This is a genomic window from Fibrella musci, from assembly GCF_041321105.1.
Lineage (GTDB): Bacteria > Bacteroidota > Bacteroidia > Cytophagales > Spirosomataceae > Fibrella > Fibrella musci.
Map to the genome: position 1 here is coordinate 1254403 of NZ_JBGGWD010000001.1, position 22911 is coordinate 1277313.

A 22911-nucleotide genomic window follows, 5' to 3' on the forward strand; every position below is an offset into this window, starting at 1 on the left:
TAGTGTCGTCATCTTGGTTGAAATTAAAAGTTGAGCTTACTTTCGGGTAATGCACCCTCCTCATCATCCCAGTAGCGGCGCTCGGGGGCAAGCAGGGCGTCGGTCTGGATGTACAGGTACTCGTCGGTAGCGGTGTTGCCGGTGGTGACCCACTCCCCGCGCTGGAGCGTGTATTTGTTGTGTCGGCACATAATCCGGCCATCTTTCCCCTTCAGATCATTGGGCTGCAACGTGTAGCCGTTGTAGTTGCACCAGGCTTTGAGCTTATCCATGAAGCCTTGACTTGACAAGTTTCCCTGCACATTGGTCTTGTAGGTTTCGTAGGCCATGTAGCGCGGCACCAGTCGATCAAGGCGCTTATCGTCGGCGTTGAAATACGCATCCGCCCAGGCATGGAAATTTGGCCCCATCTGCGACTTATAGGCGTTCAGCATGACGTTATCCATGGGCGGCAGGATCTGCCCATGCTGGAGCCACAGCTGCACGCAGCGGGCCATCAGGTTGTAGTAGTGGTTCCATTCGGCGGGCGTGAAATCGGCAAACAGCGACTTGCCAAACTCCGAGATCGGTACGCGCTCCTCCCGGTAGGTTCCCTCCGGGTTTTTGTGGTAATAGTCACTGAAGGCCGTAAACCAGATGCGGCGGTACGTCGATTTGTCGAGCTTCGAGGGCGGGTAGTTACTGGTGATACACAGTTTCGGCGACTTGGCGAAGGGAATCGTGTATTTAGCCTGCCCCTTGGGGTTGACCTCCGTGAACGAGGTAATCATCGAATAGAAAAACTCGAAGTCCAGATGCTTATTGGCATCGTCGATCAGCATTAGATCGGTATGTTCGGTGGTGCCTTCCAGTACGTGCGCGTTGTTGGTCAGGTTGGCGTTTCGACCGGCCAGCATCATCGTCTGCATGAGCCAATCCAGCGAGGTATAGGCCATCGACTTGCCGGTACCGCCCTGGCTTTCGTCGACGTTGGTAATGCTGTAGTCCATCGCCCAGATAGCGAAGGCGTGGGCCGGGTCTTTGTAACGGTGCAGCAGATAGCCCAGGCTGGCCAGCTTGTTGAGCAGATGCTGTTTCTGCTCGTACTGTTCCTCTTTAGTCAGCAGCGGCCCGGCAATGTCGAACTGGTGTTTCTTCAGGTACGTGTGGCGCTCATTGTGGGGCAACTCATCGGCCTTATCCTCCAGTTCGCGGCGCCAGTATACCCGCGAGGCGTTGATTAAGTAGCGAAAGAAAAGGCAATCTGTATTTGAGATCTCGATATCCAGTTCCCCCGTTTTTTCGTCTCTGGTGACCGTAAACGGGGCATCGTGCAGCTTTACATCGTGCTTGGCTACCTCGTCTTCCCACACGTACACGTCGCACTTTTTAGACTCGACCGCCTTCACACCATCGGCCGTCACGCGCCAGGCTTCGTTCTGGAAAAACAGCCACTGAAAATCACGGCCGAAGTCCTCAAACGTCAGTTTGATGAGCTTCAGGTTATTCATCGAATCCTTGCTGAAGTTCGTGCTGCGGTGGAAGGCGTTCAGCAGATCGAGCGAGCTGTAGCGGTCATTGAGGAAATTCTTAACGAAGCGGTTGATCTGCGGAAACTCGATGGGCCGCACCACGTTGCCATCCACATGCACCAGAATTTCGCCCTTCTTATCGGTCGGCATTTCCATTAGCCCGAACCCGTTGCGGTACAAAAAATGATAGATCAGCTCGTTGTTGGGCTTGTAGTCATACAGGGGCCGACCAAACTTGGTCACCAGCTCCCCATCGCGGGTGCGCCGCACCTCCTCATCCCAGAATTTAAGCGGGTAGGCGTGCTTCAGCAGGTTGTCGAAGCTCTTGGTCGTGTAGTAGTTGAAGTAGTCGCGCCCGTCTTTACAGGGCTTCCCTGACAGGCTCCGGCGTTTCTGTAGCTCCTCCGGCAGGTATATCGTCCGCAGGTCGAGGTATTCCATCGCCAGCTTGTGCGCTTCCCGGCGGCCCGTTTCGTCGATGTCCGGTAGATTATATACGCACTCGGCCAGCCCCTTCAACTCGTTGTACTGGTAGCTCTCCAGCAGGTCAGTTTCCGAGTTTTTCCAAACGGGTAAATAGCCCAGCACAGCAACGTTCAGAGCATCCGATCCGCCGCTGCACAGGATGATTTCGGGTAGTTTGGTCGGCCCTTTCTTTTCCTCTTTCGTGGTGACCGGGTTACCCTCGTCGTCGACTGCCGTAGTAGAAGGGGGCTTTATTTCGTCCAGCCGCTTCCTGATCTGCGGCAGGCCGAACATGTATTTACTGGGCTTTTTACCAGTCGAGAAAAAACGTAACCCGCCTTCCTTCGCCTTGGGGATATAGTACTTTTTCCAATCGCCCTCGTCGAACAGAAACATCGGGTAGCTATCCGTCGATTTGAAAATGAGCGCTTCCCGGTTCTTGATGAACGTGTAGCTGGCCAGCGAATGGAGGTTATATCGCTGGCAGATCGGGAGCGCGTTTTCCAGTGCCTTTTCGTCGCTGGGGGCTTCCGCTGCCATCAGGCCCATGCGGCTCAGGTAGCTCCACACCTGCTTGGCGAACAGGTGTTTCAGATCGGCGACCGAGAATGGTTTTAGGGTCGGGTAGTATTCGCCTTCAACTTCGTCAGGAGTGGCTGGGCGTCTCTCGAACTCATAGCCGCGCGGCGCTTTTTTTGGATCATCACCCACCAGCTGGTAGCGCTCGGTAAGCAGCTTCATGGCGTCGCTAAACTCAATCTGTTCTTCCCGCATTACCACGTCGATGGGGGACATTGAGCGTTCAGAGGAACCGTAATCTTTGACGTACCAAACGCCGTTGTACTCGCTGATGGTGCAGGAAGGGGTACGTTCGTCGCGGATGCTGAATTTCTTGCCCGGTCGGGAATGACTGCGGCTATGCACACAGGCCTCAGCCTGCGGATAGTACGCTAGAATGATGTCGAGGCCTCCCCCTGTGGCATCATAGACGTGCTGTGGCGTGATGTTGGTCATTGAGCCACGAAGGACAGGGTGATAAAACTGGTGCGTAAGGACGCAGCGGGTGCGCCCCAAAAGGATAAAGACCTCATCTCTCTGTTGGGAATAATAAAGGGCGACCTGTTAGGAGCAGGTCGCCCGATCGGGTTAATCCGCGCAACCGTACTGCACGGTGAGCATACTGGTTAGGCTGGCGTGTAGAATCTCCAGCTTCGGTACCGTCAGGCTGACTGTCTTTTGGAGGCGGTCATTGCGGTCATACATCGTATAGATGGCCTCCTCCACACACATGGCTTTAAAGGCCGTTTCGGTGCCGGCAATGACGGCTTCAGCCTCGGAAAGCTGGTCATACGTCAACGTACCCAATTGGTCCTGCTCTTGCAGATCCAGCAGTAGAAATAGGTTAACGATCATGATCGGGCGGGTAAAGTTGTTGCCATCTTATTTCGGTAATGAGCGACCAGATCAGGCCTTTCGTCGAGCTTAGCCCGGAGCAGTCTGGCGGCGTAGGTTTGATAGGCCTGCACACGAGCGTGTTGCGTGAGGGGATTTGTGATGTAGTTTTGCATTCCGCTTTGGAGTTTTGGCCCCGGTACTGTGTTCGAGACAGTGCCGGGGCATTTTTATGAATTGGATTGATTAAGCGTTTTCAAAAGAGCCTTTCCATTTGCATCGAGCGGAAACAGTCACTGGATCAGATCGACCGTACGGGCAGTGGCCTGTAGACTTCCCCGCCCATTGACGATGTTCTGCATTCGACTATAGCCTACCACATCGGCATAGTAATCATCATTTTTGGCTAGCTCCGCAGCTAAACCCCTTAGGGAGTATTTGGACGGTAGTAAGGTCTGTAGTCGGCCACGCCAATAATCGACCGTTAGGGCCTGCGTATTCACCGCTCGTTTATTAGGAGAACTCATGGGGTTGACTGCGTGAAAGTCGAATCCTACATTTACACAGCAAGGGTTACTGTGTAAATTTTGATCGTTACAAATGTAGACTAATAATCTACAATGACAATACGATCATCTACATTTTTTTATAGATGGAGGAGTCTGAATTCGGGGAGCGGCTCAAAGCCCAGCGGATCGCTAAAAAATTATCTCAAGACGACGTCGCTAAGGCAATGGGAAAGCAGCACCGTACGACGATATCGAACTGGGAGAAAGGCAAACAGCAGCCTTCATTATCAGAGATAAGACGGTTGGCTGAGTTGTTAGACACGACAGTAGGTTACCTGGTTAACGGCGAAGAAAGCACCGTTCCGAAAGGGTTTCGCCTTGTTGAAGATGATCAATGGGATCAGCAGAACCGCCGTCTTATCGAGTTACAGGAAGAATTGATAAAATACCAGAAAAAGGAGTTGGCTCGCACTCAAGCCTAGCGCTGTTACGGGCCATACTCTTATCAGGCAGTTCTTTAAACAGCCTAATCCTAAACTCAACGTCGGCTTATTCAGAAGCAATAGAGCCTTTCTTAATCTGGGACTTATAAAACAACAGCCAAAAACGAATCGACCAATCGTAAGGAAAATGGCAGAACCAAGGCAAAACCTTCCGAATCCCTTCCGAATTTTCCGTAACGTACTGACTGTCAACATATATTCAATTTCCGTCCAGTCCGCAAAAGCCTGCAAGTCGGTCACTTGCAGGCTTTTTTGTTGCCCTTTAGCTCAGCATACCTAGCCGAAAAAAGGCCAATCAGTACGCTGTTCTATTTTTCGGCAGCTAACCGACATCCAAGTGACATCTTTTGACGTAGTATATAGTTACAGCCGGACGTTCAACTAACTACATCTACTGCATGACCGCTCAACAGATTGTCGACAATGGCAACCTGCGCGTCGAGTTTAGTTCCGTGACCGATGCTCTTCGCTTTATCTATCACTGCGATCGACCGGCCGACTGGGCCCGCGTTCTGGGGAGTGATGGCAAAATATGGGTGCTGGCGGCCCGCTATGCGCACATCCTGATTGCCGCTGGTTACGAATACGCCTGTCGCTGACCCCAGTACTGGCAGACAGACAGACGCTGTTAGTTCGATCGCGATTATCGGCGTTTGTAATCAGGCACAGTCATCTACGAACTACAAGCATTCGCCCCCTTCCTGCTTTATTGAGGAGAGGCAAAACGAGTGTTTTCTGTCTATAAACGAAGTGAATGCGCTACAGCCAGGTACGTTTACCAGTACATAGAATCGGCTGGTAATGCCTTGGCGTGTTGCAACAAGTCCATTTCGTTTGAGACCGGCTGCTTGGTCAAGTCTAATCGGTGTAGGATTTTCCGCTACTCCGCCTCGACTGACCGACCTGTTGCGTGTGTATCTTACGCCTCTAACCAACCGTATTTCGTTCGTCAGCCATGCATTCACCGCATCTTCTGATTATTGGCGCCGGGCCGGGTGTAGCGATGGGGGTAGCCCGGCGGTTTGGCCGGGAAGGCTTCCGAGTTACACTGCTTGCCCGCAAGCCCGATTCCCTCAGTCAGCTACGCGCCGAACTCACCAACCTGGGCGTCGACGTGGCAACGTATGCCGCCGACGTGGCCGATTTTGACGGGTTACGGCAGGTACTCGAGCAGGCAGCTACCGAGGGTGGGGCCGTGACTGTACTGCACTATAATCCGTCGGTCTACCGCGAAGCCGACGCCCTGACCCTCGACCCGGCTCTGTTCATTCAGGATATGCGCATTAATGGCGGCGGGCTGCTGGTCGCCGTGCAGGCGTTGTGTCCGGCCATGATCGCCGCCGGGTCTGGCACTGTGCTGGTGACGGGGGGCGGTTCGGCCTTGAACCCCTACGGCCCGCTGCTGTCGTTGTCGGTAGGGAAAGCGGCGGTCCGGACGATGGCCGAGTGTATTCGGCAGACGCTCGAGCCACAGGGCATTCATGTGGCTACTGTCACTATCAACGGCAGTGTCGGCAGCAATGATCATTTTTCGCCTGATCGCATTGCAGAGGTGTTCTGGATGCTCCATCAGCAACCCCGCTTTGTCTGGACGTTCGAACTAATCCACTAAACAGCAGCCTCAGGCATCTGGGCTGTCTTTTTCGGCGCACAGACGTCTTTTTTAGCTTCGATTTAGCGCTTTACGGCCAAAAATCTGCTAACCGGTAGGTGACTAGTTGGAACGCAGGCGGTCAAGATAGTTGCATGTTTTCCCCTGACCTATCTACCATGCGGTTGCTGCTACTTTGCCTGTTTGCCTTCTCTTTGGGAGGTTGCCACGACACTAGCTCGACCCAACAACGCTACACCAGCGAAGCCAGCCAACTGGCGACGGCTGTGCGGCCCACCGCCAATGGCTTTGAGCTACTCCGACATGGCAAACCATATTTTATCGAGGGCGCGGGCGGGGTACGTTACTTCGACCGTCTGAAAGCCTGCGGCGGCAACTCCATCCGCATCTGGGACGACAACGACGCCGAGCGGGTACTCGACGAGGCCCAAAAACTCGGCCTGACGGTGATGCTGGGCCTGTGGGTCGAGCGGGAGACCGAAGGATTCGACTATAACAACGGCGAGGCGATTCAAAAACAGCAGGAACGTATTCGGCAAACGGTGCTGAAATACCGAAATCATCCCGCGCTGCTAATGTGGTGCGTGGGCAATGAGGTGGGGCTGTATGCGACCAACCTGCATGCCTACGACGAGATGAACCGGCTTATGCAAATGGTGCACAAACTCGACCCTGCGCATCCGGTCACCACGGCGCTCTCGCTCGACAGCAGCCGCGAGGTGTGGCTCCTGCGCGAACGTTGCCCCGACCTCGATATTCTGTCGGTCAATGTGTATGGCGAAATCGGGAAACTGCCGCAGATGCTTCAGGAAGGCGGCTGGACAGGCCCTTACATTTTCTCGGAATACGGAGCCAAAGGGTTCTGGGGTGAGTCAGGTACGTCGCCCTGGGTGACACCCATCGAGCCTACCAGCCAGGAGAAATACGATTTTGTGAAGCAGGCTTATCAGCAGCATATCGGCTCCCGGCCACCCAAGTGCCTAGGTTCATACTTTTTCTATTGGGGCAACAAGCAGGAAGAGACAAGCACCTGGTTCAGCGCATTTGACGAAACTGGGCGCGAATCGGCCATGGTTGGTCTGATGCAGGAGTTGTGGACAGGTACGTCTCCCCGTAACCGGGCCCCTATCATCAAGGCGCTGCGCGTGAACGGCCAATCGATGCCTTTCCGTGAATTTACGGCCTCATCGACGGTACAACACGCCGATGTGCTCGTCACCGATCCCGATGGCGATACACTCACCTATCATTGGGAGATTAAGCCGCAGGCGCAGCAGAAAGCGCATTTTATGGGCACAGCCATGCCCCCGATCGAAGGCCTGATGCGCTCGCCCGCCAATGGTCAGCGGCTGTCGTTTGTGCTGCCGTCTGCACCAGGTCCCTATCGGCTCTTTGTATTCGCCTATGATCAGCACAACCACGTCGCGACGGCGAATCTGACCTTCCGGGTGGTGAAGGGAGACTAAGCCCCCCGCTCCTAGTCGAAAATCACCCCGCGAACCTGCGGGTAGCGCTCCTGAATTATGGTCAGCGCGTCGCTTTTCCAGTTAGCGCCATCGGGCGACTGCGGCGTTGCGGTCGTGCCGAAATGCGTGATCAGCACAGGTTTCTGCCGGATACTGTAAGCCTTGTGCATCCGAAGGGTGTTGTGCCTTTCCTGGTACAGGTAAGCAAACGAGTGGTGCAGCGAATCGGGGTTCTGCGCCGGATTGTCGTAGACCGATACGCCCACCCAATCGACGTAGTCGGCGCCCGGGTATTGCTCAACGATGGTGTTGGGCCGCGACGGGCACCACACCCAATAGAGGTTGTAGGCCCGGTGGTCGCGTAGGAACGTAACCACATACTGCCAGGCTTGCCGGTAGCGCAACAGCGTGTGCTGATGCTGCATGCCCCACACCTGCGTGGGGTCGTCAAACTCGGGCATCAGGCTGATGAGCACCGAACCTGGGTACGTGCGTAGGGTCGATGCCAGTTGAACGAGCGGCGCATCGTAACGGCCTTTGGTGATGTCTTCGAGAAAGAGCTGCACGGACCGTTCGGTATTGGGCGGACCAATTTCCGGCTCCAGATACAGCAAAGGCAGCTCGCCGGGGTTGCTGCTCAGTTTAGGCGGCGTAATGGATTCGAGCGTGTTGAGCGGCCAGTTCAGGTGTTGAGGTACAATTGTTTGTCCGCCCTGCTGCATGGCACTCACGGTTTGCTGAGGCTGTTCGCTGCCGAAATAAAACGGCTGCGTATTGGCATACCGAAGCTCGTGCGGGAGCTGACGCGTTTTGCGCACCACGGTGTAGGCCATCAGCCCCCCCGCCAGCAACAGCAGCACCCCGAACAACGGCAGCGCCGACCGCCGTAGCCAGCCATACAGCCCGTAACGCAGTTGCCAGGCCACCACCCGGCCCGTATGAATCGACGACTGACGCAGGCTCAGCCGGTCAAACCAGCGGATGGCCTTCAGCACAAACGCCTCCTGCCCAACCAGCACGTTGATGCTGAGCACGGTAGCATTGATAAAGGCAAAACTCAGCATCAGCAGCACAAACTCATTCCGGAACGCAAACCGCCAGTAGTGGAAAATGCTGTAGCTCATAGCCCCCATCGTAGCCAGCAGCATCAGCAGATTCGGCAAAATCAGTGTGAAATTGTTGCGCGGCCGGTCGTCTTTGGGTGTTGGAATGTAGGGCACTTTCACCCGGAATATGGTGTAAATCAGTCCCAGCGTATAGACCCACCACGTACCGCTGGCGAGCATACCGCCTACCAGGTGAAAACCGGGCTCGTGTTTTTCGATGAGCCAGCGTTGAGCGTACTGCCGCACCAGAAAGCCCGTCAGCAGCAGAGGCGTGTAGACCGTAGCAAAGACGAGCAGATCGAGCCGGATGGGCATCTCCATCAGCACCAGCGCCCCGATGGGAATCAGCAGGTCGAAGAAGTAAACAAGGCCCAGCAGGTAATAGAGCGGCAGCGTGGTGTAATGTATTTTCTGGCGCAACGTAAGCCCACTAAAAATACGCGGCAGGGTCGTCACCAGTAGCTCGAACGTACCCCGCGACCATTTCAGCTGCTGCTTGTAATAAGCTGCCATCGTAGCCGGTACCAGTCCATATGAGAGGGGCAGCGGTACGTAGGCCGACTTCCAGCCTTTCGCGTGCAGGCGCATGGCCGTGTGCATATCTTCGGAAAGGCCGTTGGCGTGGCCGCCGATGCTGTCGAGAGCCGTGCGCCGGAAGGTGCAGTTGGCCCCGATTGCCTGCGCCGTGCCATACTGACCCATACAGGTCATCATCGGGCCGTAGAAGCTGTAGGTCTGCTCAGTGGCTCCAAACGCGACGATGCTTTCTTTCTGGTTGTAATAGCCCTGCACGCACTGCACAAACCCAATCTGCGGGTCGTTGAAATACGGCAGCACCTGATCCAGAAAATCGGGTACAGGTACGTGATCGGGGTCGATCACGAGGCAGAGATCACTCGTAGCCTCACGCAGGGCATTGTTGATGTTACCCGCCTTAGCATCTTTCTTCTGGGTACGTGTTACATGCCGTACGCCCATATCGGCACAGACCTGTTTCAGATACGGGTCGTCGGCTTCGTCGCACAGGTACGTGGTATGCGGGTAACGGATGCGCTGGATGGCTTTCAGCGTGTTGATCACCATCTCATACGGTTCTCCGGCGCAATACGTCGTCAGCACATCGACCGTCAGGGGGGCATTGGCGGTGGCAGGGCGAACGGGCGGCTTTACGTTCCAGTAATGGTACCACTCGTGCAGCAACCGCAGGAGTTTGAAAACGACCGAAATCGTCAGCAGTATATACAGCCACGAATACCCAACGTTATCGGGCTGGAAGTACACCCACCCAAAAGCGGCCATGAACAACAGGCCAACGACAATCAGGATGCGGACGGGGCGGTGGTCGCCGGGCGACGACGTAAAATTATACTGGGCATTGGGAGAGGCGTCGGTAAACGTCGGCCATTTCATTCGATGTGATGGATTAGGGACTCTCTACAGGTCAGGTAAACGTCGAGTTGCTGGCAGCGCGTTACCGAAACCATAAGGTCGGAAACTCGCAAAACGAACAAGCCTTAGTTTTTAGACTGTATTTGAGGCTAATGTCACGCCGAAGTGACCGACTTAGGCCGCTCTTTCGCCCTTATTAATGAAACGGACCAGAAAAACCCAACCCAGCAACGCCATAAAGCCCGCCAGCACCAGCGGTAGCCGCAGGTCGATGGTCTCGATGTAGCCGGCAATAATGGGCGGCAGTGCAAACGAAGCCGACAACACCGACTGGTTGATGCCCAGGATTTTTCCCTGCTCGCCCGCCCCGGCACTGGCCGACACCAGCGCGGTGGCGTTGGGCGACGTCAGCCCCTGGAACAGCGCCATCAGCGGCGCTACCAGAAACACCTGCCAGGCCTGCTGAGGCAGCAGAAAGCACCACAGCGCAATGGCCAGCCCCAGCACGCTCACCCGCACAATTTGCTGTGGCGTATACTGGGCCGCAACCCGCCGCACCACCAGCCCCTGCACCAGCGCGATGCAGATGCCCACAAAGCCAAAGTACCGCCCGATCTGCACCTGATCGAAATCGAACCGCTTGAGCAGGTAGACCGAGAAAAACTGGGTGTAAAAATTGAAGCCCAGCGCATAGAAGAATACGCCCACAAAAAGGATCCTCAACCGGGCGTTGCCAAAGGCCTGGGCGATGTTCCGGAAGCCCGTGAGTGGTGTAATGGGCCGGATCAGGGGCGTAGCCAGCGTTTCGCGGAAGGCTACGAGCACCATCAGCAGATTCAGGATGGCGAGCAGCGCGGCGGCGTAAAACGGCGTGGTAAAATTGAACCAGGCTACCGTTTGGGGGTTGGCCAGCTCGCCCCCCAGCGTGGGGCCGATGATGAAGCCCAACCCGAACGCCACACCGATCAGACCGAAGTTTTTGATGCGCGATGCCGGGTCGCTTACGTCGGCGATGGCCGATTGGATGATGGCAATGTTTCCCCCGCCGATGCCATACACGATCCGGCTCAGGAACAGCAACGACAGGTTACGCTGCTGAATCCCGAGCGCGAAAATGAGGTAACCTGCCAGCGTGAGGCAGAGCGAAAAAATAAGCATCGGTTTCCGCCCATATCGATCCGACAAGGCGCCGAGTAGCGGGCCACCGAAGAAGCCGGCAATCGAAAACGACGCCAGCAGAAACCCCAATACCACCGTACGCTCATCGACGGGATAACTGGGGGGCAGCAGACCTGAGTCGGGCCGGAGCAGCAACGGTGTGATCGTGGGTGTTGCTATGCCCACGCCGATCACATCGAGCAAAACCGTAACGAAAATGGTAGTCAGGGGTAACCGATTCATGGAAAAAGGATAAACGAGCGATAAAAGGCCGGGGCGTTTTTGTATGGCAACTCGACCACTAAGCTAGCCGTTCACGCTTTCACTATTTCGCTCTTTCGTATCTTTACCGTATGACTTTCGATCAATTACCGCCGCGTCGCCAGGAACAGCTGATGGCCTTCAATCGCCTGCTGACGATTATGGACGAACTGCGCGAACAGTGCCCCTGGGACCGTAAACAAACACTGGACAGCCTCCGCCACCTGACCATCGAAGAGACCTACGAACTCTCCGACGCCATTCTGGAAGGCAACCTCAACGAGGTGAAAAAGGAAATCGGTGACCTGATGCTACACATGGTGTTTTACAGCCGCATCGGCTCCGAGCAGCCCGCCGACTCCCCTACCCGCTTCGACGTGGCCGACGTACTGAACGGTATTTCGGAAAAGCTGATCAACCGTCACCCGCATATCTATGGCGACACCGTGGCCGATACCGAAGAGCAGGTGAAGGCCAACTGGGAACAACTAAAACTGAAAGAAGGAAACAAGTCGGTGCTGGGCGGCGTACCCCAGTCGCTACCGGCGCTGGTAAAAGCCATGCGTATTCAGGAAAAAGCGCGGGGTGCGGGCTTCGACTGGGAAGAGAAAGAGCAGGTCTGGGAAAAAGTGGAAGAAGAAATGCAGGAGTTTCGGGCGGAATTCAACCACGACAACGTACCTGACGCGCCGGGGCAGGCCGAACGGGCCGAGGGTGAGTTTGGCGATCTGCTGTTTTCACTGGTCAACTATGCCCGGTTCATCAACATCAACCCCGAAACGGCGCTGGAACGAACCAACCGGAAATTCATTAAACGATTCCAGTACCTCGAAGAACAGGCGCGGGCCAACGGTCAGCAGCTTAGCGACATGACGCTGGCGGAGATGGATGTGTACTGGAATGCCGCAAAACGGATGCCATAAGGCCCCGGAGGGCCCTATTTGAGCCATTTATCTACTATAGGGAACGCTTGTTCGGCCCACTGTTTCATTTGCTTGCCCGAGTAGTGCAGGCCATCATTGGCAAATTGAGTGGCATCGCCAGCGGCGGCCCGGCTTAACGGTGTAATGTCGACAAAGGCCACCCCGGCCTGCTGGCTTTCATCGCGGGCAATGGCATTAAACGCATCGATCTGTTGGCCAATCTGCTGACGGTCACGCCCTTCGGCGTAGGGCGATTGCCCCCAATCCGGGATCGACAGGACCACAACGCGGTCGGGGCGTTTGTTGGCGTAACGAATGGCGGTTTGCAGCAATTGCCGGAACTCCGTCCGGTAGCGGTCGGTAGCCTGCCCCCGGTACTGGTTGTTCACCCCGATGAGCAGCGATACAACATCATAGGTTTTCTGATTACCAGACGCTTGAATTGCATCCTGCAACTCAGCCGTTGTCCAGCCCGTTCGGGCAATGATGTCGGGGTCGGCCAGATCAACGCCTTTCTGGCGCAGCATTCGCGCCAGTTGAACCGACCATCGGTCGGCCTCGGCGACACTTTCGCCGATGGTGTAAGAGTCGCCCAACGATAGAAACGTTTTGGCGCTGGCAGAAGCAGAAGTGGTCATTTGCGTGTCGGCAGGTTGCGTGCAACAGAAGCATGTAACCGCGAAAATCAACGTTTTTAGGGTGTTGGCTAGATCTAGCATAAAATTTGCTCTGGTAATGGTATTTGCCTACCCATAATTCATGTTCAGATATACAGCCAACGCTATGGACGAAACTGTTAGCGCACATTTGTCCGATTTCTTCAACGGAAAGATTACCCCGGAAGCCTTTGAACAGTGGATTGGGCAAACACCAGAATTGAAAGAACTGGTAACGGAAGATGACTATTTTCGGCTGGTTTCGACTGATTTTAAAGTAGCTGATGCCCGCCATTCACTAGAAGACCTACTCCGCAAGTACATCGACTGGGCACAGTATGAAAAAGAGAAATTGTCTGAAGTGCTGATGTGCATTATCTGGAAGGATAAACCGATTGATGCCTTACTTGACACATATCAACGCTATACGAACGGGCAGCGATTTCTCCAGACCCTAGGTTATAAGTACGGCAAACTCTTTACACAGGCCGAGGCACCGCGGAGCCTCCGCCGTAAGCTTACCTCCGATCCCGCGCCACTCGACCACGACGCGCTTTTCGAGAAGCACTATCCTGAACTAAAAGCAGAGGCGACCCGCCTGTTGGGGTTACTGGTAGCCGACCGCATTCGGTTTACTGGTACCTACACGGTCGGCGGGTGCGCCGAGTACACCGAGGACTAAGCACACCTGCGTCGACTTTCCAATCGCCTATCAATAAAAAAGCGGTCGGCTCGTAAGCCGACCGCTTTTTTATTGATAGGTTATCGCCTACCGGCTGGCAAGCGTATTCTGTTCCGTTTTATTGTTATTGGCAATTTTAAACCGTAGCCGGGCCGTATAGACCTGCTCCACGTAGGCAACGGGCTCCGTCGGCACGAGGCGCAGATTGACCAATTGCCGGGTCAACTCATCGTTCAGCGACTGATCACCGGTGAATACCTGCGGGTTCTTGACGCGGTTGCGTTCGTCGAGCCGAAACTGCACCACCACCACGCTGTTTTCCTGACACGCCTGCAACGCCCGCGGAAAGGTCAACCGGCTAGCCAATTGCTGTTCCACGCTTGCCTTTGGGGTGGCGTTCGACTTCTTAACGGGGTTGGCGGTGGCGCCTGCTGTAAGCAGCCCGCTTAGTATCACGGCAAAAACAAGCGTTTTCATGATGATGGCAGGTTTATACCTCTCTTTTCATGTAATAATACAAACTTTAGCCGTCAATGTTAAGCGAATGTTAACAAAATGTTAGGTTAATGTTATCTAACTCCACATTCGAACGTACCCAGCCGCCGAAAAACCGCCTTGTCGGGCAGTAACCCGATCGCTAATCTGAGCTAAGGCGTGTTTTATTCAGTCCCTCATTGGCTTTACCAACAAGCCGATCGGTTGAAGCGGGAAATGGTCGCCGACCGCGCAGCATTCCCGCCGGATTGTCCGTACTTTTGAGGATTGCCAATCCATCTTCTTTCTGCATGACTGCTCTTCGTCGGATAATTGCCGCGCTTACAGTACTTCTTGTCTTTTCTTTTCCGCTGCTGGCCCAAACGCGAACGGCCACGCGCCCCACCCTTCCCCCTTTCCTGCGCGATACGCTCGCAGCCAGCCGTTGGGCCGACTCCATCATGGCCGACCTGTCGCTCGAACGGCAGGTAGCTCAACTGATCATGGTGGCGGGCTATTCCAACCGCACACCGGGCTATGAAGATTCGCTGACGACACTCGTACGGACTCACCAGCTTGGCGGTGTCGTGTTTTTTCAGGGAGGGCCCATGCGGCAGGCAAAGCTGAATAACCGGTTGCAGGCCGCCTCGAACGTACCCCTGCTGGTGGCGATGGATGCCGAATGGGGCATTGCCATGCGCCTCGACAGCACCGTGCGTTACCCCTATCAGATGACGATGGGGGCGATGCCCGCCTCGGCCGATAACCTGATCTACCAGATGGGTGCCGACCTGGCCCGGCAGGCCCGGCGGCTGGGAATGCATGTCAATTTTGCGCCCGACGCCGACGTCAACAACAACCCCAACAACCCGGTCATCAACTTCCGCTCCTTTGGCGAAGACAAGTATGCTGTAGCCCGCAAGGCGCTGGCGTATCTGCGCGGTATGCAGGACAACCGCCTGCTAACGAGCATCAAGCATTTTCCCGGCCATGGCGATACCGGCACCGACTCGCACTACGACCTGCCCCTGATCAACAAAAGCCGGGCGCAACTCGATAGCCTGGAGTTATACCCGTTTCGGGAATTGATCAAAGCCGGAGCGGCGGGCGTGATGGTAGCGCACCTGAGCATTCCGGCCCTCGACACCACGCGCAATCGCCCGTCGACGCTGTCGCCCAACATTGTGACTAAGCTGTTGAAAACTGAATTGCAGTTCAACGGGCTGGTTTTCTCAGACGCCATGAACATGAAGGGCGTGACCAAATATTTCCCCTCGGGCCTGGCCGACCGGCGCGGGATGGAAGCAGGCATGGACGTGCTTGAATTCACCGAAAACATCCCGATGGCGATCAGCCAGATTTGCCAGGCAGTCGATGAGCGCACCGTCACGGCCCAGCAGATTGTGAACCGGTGCCGTCGTATGCTGATGGCCAAGTACTGGGCCGGCCTGAACCGCTACCGCCCCGTGGTGCTCGATAATCTGGTGGCCGACCTGAACCGCCCGGAGTCGGAGGTGATCAACCGCCGCCTCACCGAAGCCAGCCTGACGGTGCTGACCAACACGCAGAATGTACTGCCCCTGCAACGTCTCGATACCCTGCGGATCGCTTCGGTGTCGGTCGAAGCCGCCGCGCCAACGGTGTTTCAGAACCGCCTCGCCGACTACACGACCGTAACGCCTTACCAAATCAGTTCGAAAGCGACCGACGCGCAGATTGCCGCGCTAATGGATTCGCTGGGCCGCTTCAATCTGGTGCTGGTGGGCGTTCACCTCAACAACATCCGGCCGGGGGCTAAATACGGCATTCAACCCCGCACCGTCGAACTGGTGCAAAAACTGGCCAACACGGGCAAAGCCGTCGTGACGGTTTTTGGCAATGCCTACGCACTCGACGCCTTCACCGACGTGGATAAAGCACGGGCGCTGGTGATGCCCTATCAACTCACCACCCACACGGAAGACCTGTCGGCCCAACTGATTTTTGGCGCGATCGGCGCGGCGGGTCGGCTACCCGTTACCGTCAATCAGCAGTTTCGAGTGGGCGACGGCAAGACCATCGCCCCGATCGGCCGCCTCAAATACACCATCCCCGAAGAAGTGGGCATCAGCAGCACGTACCTGGCGCAACAGGTCGACTCGGTGGTGAACCGGGGCTTGCAGGCCAGGGCGTACCCCGGCTGCGTAGTGCAGTTGGCAAAAGATGGTAAGGTGATCTTCCGCAAAGCCTACGGGCAGCATACCTACGACACCAGCCTGGGCGGTGCCGCCGAACCCACCCGCCTCGACGATCTGTACGATTTCGCGTCGGTCACCAAAGTGAGCACCTCAACGCCCGCGCTGATGCGGCTGGTCGACGCAGGCAAGTTCAACATCGACGGTACGATGGGCGAGTATCTGCCGGGCTACAAGAAATCGAACAAAGACACGCTCCGCTGGCGCGACGTACTGACGCATCAGGCCAAACTGAAAGCCTGGATTCCGTTCTGGCAAACGACCAAAAACCCCGACGGTACGTTCAAAAATAAAACGTTCACCAACGTTCGCTCGAACCGGTACCCCATCGAGGTGACCGATAGTCTGTTCCTGTTCAAAAAGTACCCACGCACGATTTTCAAAGCGATCAAGGATTCGCCGCTGAACGCCAAGAAAGAGTACGTCTACAGCGACCTGTCGTTTTACCTCTACCCGCAGATTGTGCAACGGATCACGGGCGTACCGTTTGAAACGTACCTGAAAGACAGCCTGTATGCACCCATCGGGGCCAACACGCTCACCTATAACCCGCGCCGGTTCTACCCGCTCAGCCGTATCGTGCCGACGGAATACGATTCACTGTTCCGCAAAACGTTGATCTGGGGACGGGTACACGACGAAGGAGCCGCCATGCTCAACGGCCTGTCGGGCCACGCGGGTCTGTTTGGTACGGCCAACGACCTGATGAAGCTGACGCAGCTTTACCTGCAACGCGGCCAATACGGCGACCGGCAGCTGATTCGCCCCGAAACGATCGCCGAGTTTACGCGCTATCAGTTTCCTGAACTGGGCAACCGCCGGGGGCTGGGTTTTGAGAAACCCGCTTACAAGTACAACGGCAACGCGCCACGCCTCGCCAGCCCGGTTAGCTATGGGCACTCGGGCTTCACCGGTACGTTCACCTGGATCGACCCGGCCGTTGGTCTGAACTATGTATTTCTCTCGAACCGGGTGTACCCCACGCGCAACAACAACAAGATCACCGAACTCGGCATCCGTACCGGCGTAGCCGACGCCTTCTACCGAGCCATCAACCGGGGGATTTAGCGTTGGATAATGAAATAGGAATTATGAGTTATGAATTGGGGGTTGCTAATGAACCATTTAGTGCATCGGCAACCCCCAATTCATAACTCATAATTCCTATTTCATAACTCAATCGTCGTCATCTTCGTCTTCTTCTCCCCGTTCGGCCAGCTTGACGAAGGCACCACGGCGGGGGGCGGGCATCACGCTCCGTTCGCCGCGCACCGTTTGCCAGACCACTTCACTGAACACCAGATCATTGATCACGTCGGGGCGGCTAAAGTCAAACTCCGCCGAGCGGCGCGAGTTACGGTTGATCGCTACGTTTTTCTGATTCAGATCAATACCCGGCTCCTTGGCAACGAACGGCGTAGCGTTGGGTTTATTCATGAAACAGCGCCACATGGGCGTTGCGGCCGCGTCGTACTGACTCATAGGCTTCAGACCCAGAATCAGTTCAATCGTCCGTAGCATCCCCGAGGTTGAGTACATGGTGTGGTCGACGTAGTGTCGCTTCACCAAGCCACCCGCCACGAAAGCGATCGACCGATGGGCGTCGACATGATCGGGGCCGTTCTGAGCATCATCTTCGAGAATAAATACCACCGACTCGTTCCAGATGGGGCTTTTCGATAGGTGTTCGACAAAACGGCCCACAGCCAGGTCGTTATCAGCAATGGCGGCATCGGGCGTGGGGGACCCTACCCGCGCGCCCGACGTGTGATCGTTGCCAAACCGGATGGTACTCAATCTGGGTACGTTATTGGTCGCGACTAACCGGTCGAAATCGGCCTCCCAAGCTCCTTCCCGCTTCACATCCATATAGCTCAGGTCGTAGCCCTTGAACGTGGGGCAGAATCGGTCGGCGACCGCCTTGATGTTGGGTTTTTCGTCGTCGGCAAACCAGCCGTAGGTACGGAACGGGATGTTGGCCCGCAGGCAGTGATCCCACAGAAAACCATCGCGCGGATGGGCAATTTCTTTCTGTCCTTCGTAATCATACGTACCGCCCCGCCCGCCGTAGCTGGTGACCCAGTTTTTTTCGACATAATCGTTGGCATAAGCGGCCGACGACCAGTTGTGCCCATCGGCGCTTACTTCGGCATCGACATAGAAGTTGTCCAGCAGCACAAACTCACGAGCCAGCGCATGCTGATTGGGCGTCACTTTTTCAGGAAACAGGCAGAGCGCCGGATCGCCGTTGCCTTCTTTCATATCACCCAGAATCTGGTCGTAAGTGCGGTTTTCTTTGATGATGTAAAAGACATATTTGATGGGCGACGGTGCGCCCACCCGGCGAGGAATGGGGTTACCGGCTTCGCCCTCGGCCTCGGTCTCTTTCCGTTTGGTGTACGGCGTGTTGGCATAGACCAGCCGCGAATAAGCAGCCAGCACGTCAGGTTCGGGTTTGCCAGCGTCAGGTACGTCGATAATAGACAGGGTGCCTTTGAACAGCCCACCGATATACTGCGGCTGACCAGCATTAGCCTGTGGATTGGGCCCGATCTGCTGCGGTACCCGCGACCGATTTGGGTTCGGCCCCTTCGGATTGGCTTTCGAGGTAAAGCCTTTTCCGTTGGTCACGAACAGCCGGTTGCCCACCACCTTCACCGCCGTTGGGTACCAGCCTGTGGGGATGTAGCCAGTCGAGCGACTTTGTCCCTTCGTCGTCACGTCGAAAACGGCCAAGCAGTTGTTGTCAGCATTGGCGATGTATAGCGTCTGTTCGTCGTCGCTCAGAGCCAGGCCATTGGGCGTCGTGCCAACGGGCGCATCGGGAAACAGCGAAGCCGTTAGTGTTTCAATAACCCGACGGCCCGCCACGTCGATCAGGCCAACGGTGTTGTCATTGCCATTGGCCACAAACAGGTACTTCCCGTCGCGGGTCAGCAGCAGATCGTTCGGGTTCTTATTGGTCGAAATGCTCGAAACCAACGTCGGCGCGGCATCGCCCGTATTCACGTTGATCACGGCCACCCGTGCCCCGCCCCATACTGAGGCGTACAGTTCGTTTTTATTGGGCGACAGCGTGCAGGTATACCCCGCCGCGCCGAGGCTGAGCCGATGCAGCACCCGCCGGGCTTTCGTATCGACCACATACAGCGCACTATCTTCTTTGGTAACCACGTAGAGCCGATTGCGGGCATCGTCCAGGCATAGGCCAACGGGCGAAATCTTCACTGGCCACGGCTTGCCCAGTGTAATCGGTTCGAGCGCACGGAGCTTCCGGTTGTCGAGGGCATACACCAGGATTGTATTGTCGTTGCCCCCCGAGGCATAGAGCCGCTGTTCGTCCTCGCTGAAGGCCAGCCCCACGTAAGCTTTGGCTACCGTGGTCGTATCCAGCACTTGCTCCGTTTCGGGGTCGATGAGCGTAATCCGCTGGGTACTCTGCCCGTTGTTGGTTACGGCCATCAGTTTTCGCGAGGGCGACAGGGCGATGGTCAACGGCAGATCGTCGAGGTTGAGGCTACGGCCGGGCGGGGTCAGCGACCAGCCGTTCGGCAAGTCAATTCGTTTGGCAGCCAGCTGTTTATAAATTTCGGTAGCCTCTGCCGACGCCCCCGACGAGGTGTTGACCCGCTGGCAGGCCAGAAAGCCACCCACCAGGCAAAGCAGCGAAAGAACGAACCAGTGATTTTTCATAAACGATACGGATGACGAGCCAAGAACTCCCGAAATAAGCAGGCAACGACCAGATCTAACTATGCTTCATAAAATGATAACTGAGCCCAACCAGGTGGAATGCGATAAATTGGACTGGCGATTATGGAAATTGGCGCGTTGCGGCATCAATACCATGTCTTTGTTGTTTTACCGGTATACGCCCCGCGCCTATGTTCTTTAAACGGTTCCGACGCCAGCCCAACCGCCCCCGCCCTACCACCGACGCGGAGTTTGTGGCGGCATACAAGGCCACGGGCAACCTTGATTTGCTGGGCGAATTATACGAGCGGCACATCGATCTGGTGTATGCCGTCTGTTATAAATACCTGCGCGACGAAGACGACAGTAAGGATGCCGTAATGCAGCTGTTTGAGCAACTCGTGACCGACCTGCGTCGCCACGACGTGACAAACTTCAAAAGCTGGCTGCACTCGGTAGCTCGCAATTATTGCCTGATGCACCTGCGTAGTCAGCGGGTGCGCGTTGGGGCCGGCGTGGAAACCGACCTACCCGACGAGGACCGTTTTGATCAGCTTAGTCTCGCCGAATGGACCGACGATGACGACGCGCTCGATCTGGAACAAGCCCTCAGCCGACTGCCCGATGCACTTGAACGACTGCCCGAACCGCAGCGCATTTGCATCGACCTATTTTATCTGAAGCAGAAGAGCTACGCCGACGTAGCCGACCTCACAGGCTACGACTTCAAGCAGGTAAAAAGTTACCTGCAAAACGGCCGCCGTAACCTGAAATTGATCTTACAGAGATGAACCGTCACGCACACGCCTACGAACCTGCCGATCAGCTGACCATCGATGACCTCCGGGCCTACCGGGCGGGCCAATTGACGGGCGCAGCCCTCCACCGGGTCGAGCGATTGTTGCTCGAAAATCCGTTCTACGCCGATGCCCTCGATGGCCTCGACGCCCTCCAACAGGTAGGAGCTAACCTGCATACCCACACGCGCGACCTGCACATTGCGTTGCAGGAACGGGTAGAAGGCATTGCCGCAGAAACCGCCACGCCACGCCGCCTGATGCCCCTCTGGGTAACCAGCGCGGCGGCGTCGATTCTACTCGTCGTTTGTGTAGCGCTCTATTACTTCTTCTACGTTATTCCGGGCCGGGGCAACGTACAGGCGGCCGATGCCATTGAGCCCGGCACCGTACTGATCGACGCGAAAGCGCTGGGCCTCGCCCCAACCGATCACGCTGCCGAAACTGCCCCGGCTCTACCCCAGCCTGCAACCAAGGTGGTTCAGGTACGTACCCGCAAACAGCCAGTTGCTCGTGCCCTACCTGCCGTCGAACGTACCCAGCCGGTTGAGACTACGTCCGTAAAGCCCATGGCAGTGGCCCACCACGTACCTGACCTGAACGCCGAGGATACCGATATTCTGCCCCTGCCGATCAGCGAAGCAGACATCCAACGCCGACACGCCGTCGATACTGAGCGGGCTTTCCGTCAATAGTCTGACTGTCTGTATTTTACGAGTAAGCGGGCTTATACGCCACAGCGTCGACGACAATCTTGGCGATGATCTCGCGCATGATCTCCGACGTGCCACCGGCAATGGTACCCACACGGGCATCGCGGTAGGCGCGGCAGATGGGGTACTCTTCGATGTAGCCATACCCACCAAAAAATTGCAGGCAGGTGTCGATCACCCGCTTCTGCATCTCAGACGTGTATAGTTTGGCCATCGAGCATTCCTTGACCACGACCTCGCCCTGCGTAAACAGCCAGCAGGTGTGATACACAAACTGCTTCGCCATCTCGATCTCCGTGGCCACATCGGCAATCTTGTGCCGGATCGCCTGAAACTTGCCGATCGGCTTCCCGAACGCCTCCCGCTCCTGTAGGTACGTCAGCGTCCAGTCGAGGGCAAGTTCGGCACCCGAAACGGCCATGACCGCAGCTACCAACCGCTCCAGTTGCAGGCTCTCCATCAGGTAGTAAAAGCCCGCGTGTTCGGTTCCAATGAGGTTTTCCACTGGCACACGTACCTCGTCAAATCGAATTTCGGCGGTGTCGGAGCTATGCCAGCCCATCTTGTTCAGTTTCGTTCGCGACACGCCGGGGCTGTCCAGATCCACCACGAGCAGGCTTACGCCGTTGGTACCGCCACCGGGCGCGGTTTTCACGGCCAGGGTGACAAAATCGCCATACGTACCATTGCTGATAAAGGTCTTGGCGCCATTCACGACGTAGACGTCACCTTCGCGGCGCGCCGTTGTCCGAATCGCCGCCACGTCGGAGCCGGCATCGGGCTCAGTAATGGCCAGCGCGGCGATCTTTTCACCGGCAATGGCAGGCACCAGGTACGTCTGTTTGAGCGACTCGCTACCCGCTTTGGCAATGTGGTTGATCGCCATGTATTCATGAACGCTCACCGCCGTGGTAAATCCACCCATACCACAACGGGCCAATTCTTCCAGAAAGACCACCGAAAACCAAAAATCGGCGTTTGAGCCACCATACTGCTCAGCAAACGGCAACCCCAGGAAACCGAGCTCACCCATTCGCCGAAATACCCCCGCCGGAATGCGCCGGTTCGTCTCCCATTCGTCGGTATGCGGCACCACCTCTGTGCTGATAAACTGCCGGACACTCTGCCGAAACAACTCGTGTTCATCGGTGAAATAAAGGGATGGACGTTTCATGGAAGTTGGCGTTCTGGCTAATGATCTCGCTACAATCAAAGCTACGGAATGCAGGCCGTTCGTAAAAACAATGCAGTATTCTGAAACAAAACGCACAGGATGCCGTTATGCCACCAAGATGCCAACTTAAAAATGTTATACTGCACTTATGGTCATCAGTTGGCTACACAGCTACAAATCACTGTTCTACAGC

At 56.0% G+C, this 22911-nt stretch carries 19 protein-coding genes; 9 read left to right on the top strand and 10 right to left on the bottom strand.

The window, feature by feature from the left end; all coding sequences use genetic code 11:
- Positions 1-23 precede the first annotated feature (23 nt).
- From ACAW74_RS05125 to ACAW74_RS05140, 4 genes are all read right to left on the bottom strand, one after another.
- The gene (locus ACAW74_RS05125; RefSeq protein WP_370697115.1) at positions 24-2990 is read right to left on the bottom strand and encodes a primase-helicase family protein; all 2967 of its coding nucleotides are present in this window, start codon (positions 2988-2990) and stop codon (positions 24-26) included.
- A 132-nt stretch (positions 2991-3122) separates the two neighbouring features.
- Entirely contained in the window at positions 3123-3389 is a 267-nt protein-coding gene (locus tag ACAW74_RS05130) for a hypothetical protein (RefSeq protein WP_370697116.1), read from the bottom strand.
- On the bottom strand, positions 3386-3544 hold the full coding sequence (locus ACAW74_RS05135; RefSeq protein WP_370697117.1) for a hypothetical protein: 159 nt from the start codon (positions 3542-3544) through the stop codon (positions 3386-3388). The genes ACAW74_RS05130 and ACAW74_RS05135 overlap by 4 nt, the downstream gene beginning before the upstream one ends.
- A gap of 117 nt (positions 3545-3661) precedes the next feature.
- On the bottom strand, positions 3662-3895 hold the full coding sequence (locus ACAW74_RS05140; RefSeq protein ID WP_370697118.1) for a hypothetical protein: 234 nt from the start codon (positions 3893-3895) through the stop codon (positions 3662-3664).
- A gap of 125 nt (positions 3896-4020) precedes the next feature.
- Between ACAW74_RS05140 and ACAW74_RS05145 the strand changes: the two genes are divergently transcribed.
- From ACAW74_RS05145 to ACAW74_RS05160, 4 genes are all read left to right on the top strand, one after another.
- The gene (locus ACAW74_RS05145) at positions 4021-4359 is read left to right on the top strand and encodes a helix-turn-helix domain-containing protein (protein WP_370697119.1); all 339 of its coding nucleotides are present in this window, start codon (positions 4021-4023) and stop codon (positions 4357-4359) included.
- A gap of 419 nt (positions 4360-4778) precedes the next feature.
- Entirely contained in the window at positions 4779-4979 is a 201-nt protein-coding gene (locus ACAW74_RS05150; protein ID WP_370697120.1) for a hypothetical protein, read from the top strand.
- Between the two features lie 356 nt (positions 4980-5335).
- On the top strand, positions 5336-5992 hold the full coding sequence (locus tag ACAW74_RS05155; RefSeq protein ID WP_370697121.1) for an SDR family NAD(P)-dependent oxidoreductase: 657 nt from the start codon (positions 5336-5338) through the stop codon (positions 5990-5992).
- Positions 5993-6150: 158 nt separating this feature from the next.
- Positions 6151-7458 carry a glycoside hydrolase family 2 TIM barrel-domain containing protein gene (locus tag ACAW74_RS05160; RefSeq protein WP_370697122.1) on the top strand — a complete coding sequence of 436 codons (1308 nt, stop codon included), beginning with the start codon at positions 6151-6153 and terminating at the stop codon, positions 7456-7458.
- A gap of 11 nt (positions 7459-7469) precedes the next feature.
- Here the strand turns inward: ACAW74_RS05160 and ACAW74_RS05165 are convergent, their stop codons facing one another.
- Together ACAW74_RS05165 and ACAW74_RS05170 are read right to left on the bottom strand one after the other, a co-directional pair.
- The gene (locus tag ACAW74_RS05165; RefSeq protein WP_370697123.1) at positions 7470-9974 is read right to left on the bottom strand and encodes a glycosyltransferase; all 2505 of its coding nucleotides are present in this window, start codon (positions 9972-9974) and stop codon (positions 7470-7472) included.
- 153 nt (positions 9975-10127) lie between these two features.
- The gene (locus tag ACAW74_RS05170) at positions 10128-11354 is read right to left on the bottom strand and encodes an MFS transporter (protein WP_370697124.1); all 1227 of its coding nucleotides are present in this window, start codon (positions 11352-11354) and stop codon (positions 10128-10130) included.
- A 110-nt stretch (positions 11355-11464) separates the two neighbouring features.
- Between ACAW74_RS05170 and mazG the strand changes: the two genes are divergently transcribed.
- Entirely contained in the window at positions 11465-12295 is an 831-nt protein-coding gene (gene mazG / locus ACAW74_RS05175; protein ID WP_370697125.1) for a nucleoside triphosphate pyrophosphohydrolase, read from the top strand.
- Positions 12296-12309: 14 nt separating this feature from the next.
- Here the strand turns inward: mazG and ACAW74_RS05180 are convergent, their stop codons facing one another.
- Positions 12310-12933, bottom strand: coding sequence for an SGNH/GDSL hydrolase family protein (locus ACAW74_RS05180; RefSeq protein WP_370697126.1), 624 nt, complete (start codon positions 12931-12933; stop codon positions 12310-12312).
- Positions 12934-13054: 121 nt separating this feature from the next.
- Here ACAW74_RS05180 and ACAW74_RS05185 point away from each other — a divergent pair, with 121 nt between their 5' ends.
- Complete coding sequence (locus tag ACAW74_RS05185) at positions 13055-13633, top strand: hypothetical protein (RefSeq protein ID WP_370697127.1); 579 nt, start codon at positions 13055-13057, stop codon at positions 13631-13633.
- Positions 13634-13720: 87 nt separating this feature from the next.
- Here the strand turns inward: ACAW74_RS05185 and ACAW74_RS05190 are convergent, their stop codons facing one another.
- Positions 13721-14110 carry a hypothetical protein gene (locus tag ACAW74_RS05190; RefSeq protein WP_370697128.1) on the bottom strand — a complete coding sequence of 130 codons (390 nt, stop codon included), beginning with the start codon at positions 14108-14110 and terminating at the stop codon, positions 13721-13723.
- A 308-nt stretch (positions 14111-14418) separates the two neighbouring features.
- Here ACAW74_RS05190 and ACAW74_RS05195 point away from each other — a divergent pair, with 308 nt between their 5' ends.
- Entirely contained in the window at positions 14419-17409 is a 2991-nt protein-coding gene (locus tag ACAW74_RS05195) for a serine hydrolase domain-containing protein (protein ID WP_370697129.1), read from the top strand.
- A 108-nt stretch (positions 17410-17517) separates the two neighbouring features.
- Here the strand turns inward: ACAW74_RS05195 and ACAW74_RS05200 are convergent, their stop codons facing one another.
- Complete coding sequence (locus ACAW74_RS05200; protein WP_370697130.1) at positions 17518-20034, bottom strand: beta-propeller fold lactonase family protein; 2517 nt, start codon at positions 20032-20034, stop codon at positions 17518-17520.
- A 191-nt stretch (positions 20035-20225) separates the two neighbouring features.
- On the opposite strand from ACAW74_RS05200, the gene ACAW74_RS05205 reads away from it, so the two are divergent.
- Together ACAW74_RS05205 and ACAW74_RS05210 are read left to right on the top strand one after the other, a co-directional pair.
- Entirely contained in the window at positions 20226-20825 is a 600-nt protein-coding gene (locus ACAW74_RS05205; RefSeq protein ID WP_370697131.1) for an RNA polymerase sigma factor, read from the top strand.
- Positions 20822-21526 (top strand): hypothetical protein, encoded by a 705-nt coding sequence (locus ACAW74_RS05210; protein ID WP_370697132.1) that lies wholly within the window; start codon positions 20822-20824, stop codon positions 21524-21526. The genes ACAW74_RS05205 and ACAW74_RS05210 overlap by 4 nt, the downstream gene beginning before the upstream one ends.
- A 16-nt stretch (positions 21527-21542) precedes the next feature.
- On the opposite strand, the gene ACAW74_RS05215 is transcribed toward ACAW74_RS05210, so the two are convergent.
- Complete coding sequence (locus tag ACAW74_RS05215) at positions 21543-22718, bottom strand: acyl-CoA dehydrogenase family protein (protein ID WP_370697133.1); 1176 nt, start codon at positions 22716-22718, stop codon at positions 21543-21545.
- Positions 22719-22911: the final 193 nt, after the last annotated feature.

Excerpts from the sequence above, each read along its gene's own strand:
- mazG (WP_370697125.1), top strand. The coding sequence starts at position 11,465 with ATGACTTTCGATCAATTACCGCCGCGTCGCCAGGAACAGCTGATGGCC.
- ACAW74_RS05145 (WP_370697119.1), top strand. The coding sequence starts at position 4,021 with ATGGAGGAGTCTGAATTCGGGGAGCGGCTCAAAGCCCAGCGGATCGCT.
- ACAW74_RS05185 (WP_370697127.1), top strand. The coding sequence starts at position 13,055 with ATGTTCAGATATACAGCCAACGCTATGGACGAAACTGTTAGCGCACAT.
- ACAW74_RS05135 (WP_370697117.1), bottom strand. The coding sequence starts at position 3,544 with ATGCAAAACTACATCACAAATCCCCTCACGCAACACGCTCGTGTGCAG.
- ACAW74_RS05180 (WP_370697126.1), bottom strand. The coding sequence starts at position 12,933 with ATGACCACTTCTGCTTCTGCCAGCGCCAAAACGTTTCTATCGTTGGGC.
- ACAW74_RS05125 (WP_370697115.1), bottom strand. The coding sequence starts at position 2,990 with ATGACCAACATCACGCCACAGCACGTCTATGATGCCACAGGGGGAGGC.
- ACAW74_RS05205 (WP_370697131.1), top strand. The coding sequence starts at position 20,226 with ATGTTCTTTAAACGGTTCCGACGCCAGCCCAACCGCCCCCGCCCTACC.
- ACAW74_RS05190 (WP_370697128.1), bottom strand. The coding sequence starts at position 14,110 with ATGAAAACGCTTGTTTTTGCCGTGATACTAAGCGGGCTGCTTACAGCA.
- ACAW74_RS05215 (WP_370697133.1), bottom strand. The coding sequence starts at position 22,718 with ATGAAACGTCCATCCCTTTATTTCACCGATGAACACGAGTTGTTTCGG.
- ACAW74_RS05170 (WP_370697124.1), bottom strand. The coding sequence starts at position 11,354 with ATGAATCGGTTACCCCTGACTACCATTTTCGTTACGGTTTTGCTCGAT.
- ACAW74_RS05165 (WP_370697123.1), bottom strand. The coding sequence starts at position 9,974 with ATGAAATGGCCGACGTTTACCGACGCCTCTCCCAATGCCCAGTATAAT.
- ACAW74_RS05150 (WP_370697120.1), top strand. The coding sequence starts at position 4,779 with ATGACCGCTCAACAGATTGTCGACAATGGCAACCTGCGCGTCGAGTTT.
- ACAW74_RS05155 (WP_370697121.1), top strand. The coding sequence starts at position 5,336 with ATGCATTCACCGCATCTTCTGATTATTGGCGCCGGGCCGGGTGTAGCG.
- ACAW74_RS05210 (WP_370697132.1), top strand. The coding sequence starts at position 20,822 with ATGAACCGTCACGCACACGCCTACGAACCTGCCGATCAGCTGACCATC.
- ACAW74_RS05200 (WP_370697130.1), bottom strand. The coding sequence starts at position 20,034 with ATGAAAAATCACTGGTTCGTTCTTTCGCTGCTTTGCCTGGTGGGTGGC.
- ACAW74_RS05160 (WP_370697122.1), top strand. The coding sequence starts at position 6,151 with ATGCGGTTGCTGCTACTTTGCCTGTTTGCCTTCTCTTTGGGAGGTTGC.
- ACAW74_RS05195 (WP_370697129.1), top strand. The coding sequence starts at position 14,419 with ATGACTGCTCTTCGTCGGATAATTGCCGCGCTTACAGTACTTCTTGTC.
- ACAW74_RS05140 (WP_370697118.1), bottom strand. The coding sequence starts at position 3,895 with ATGAGTTCTCCTAATAAACGAGCGGTGAATACGCAGGCCCTAACGGTC.
- ACAW74_RS05130 (WP_370697116.1), bottom strand. The coding sequence starts at position 3,389 with ATGATCGTTAACCTATTTCTACTGCTGGATCTGCAAGAGCAGGACCAA.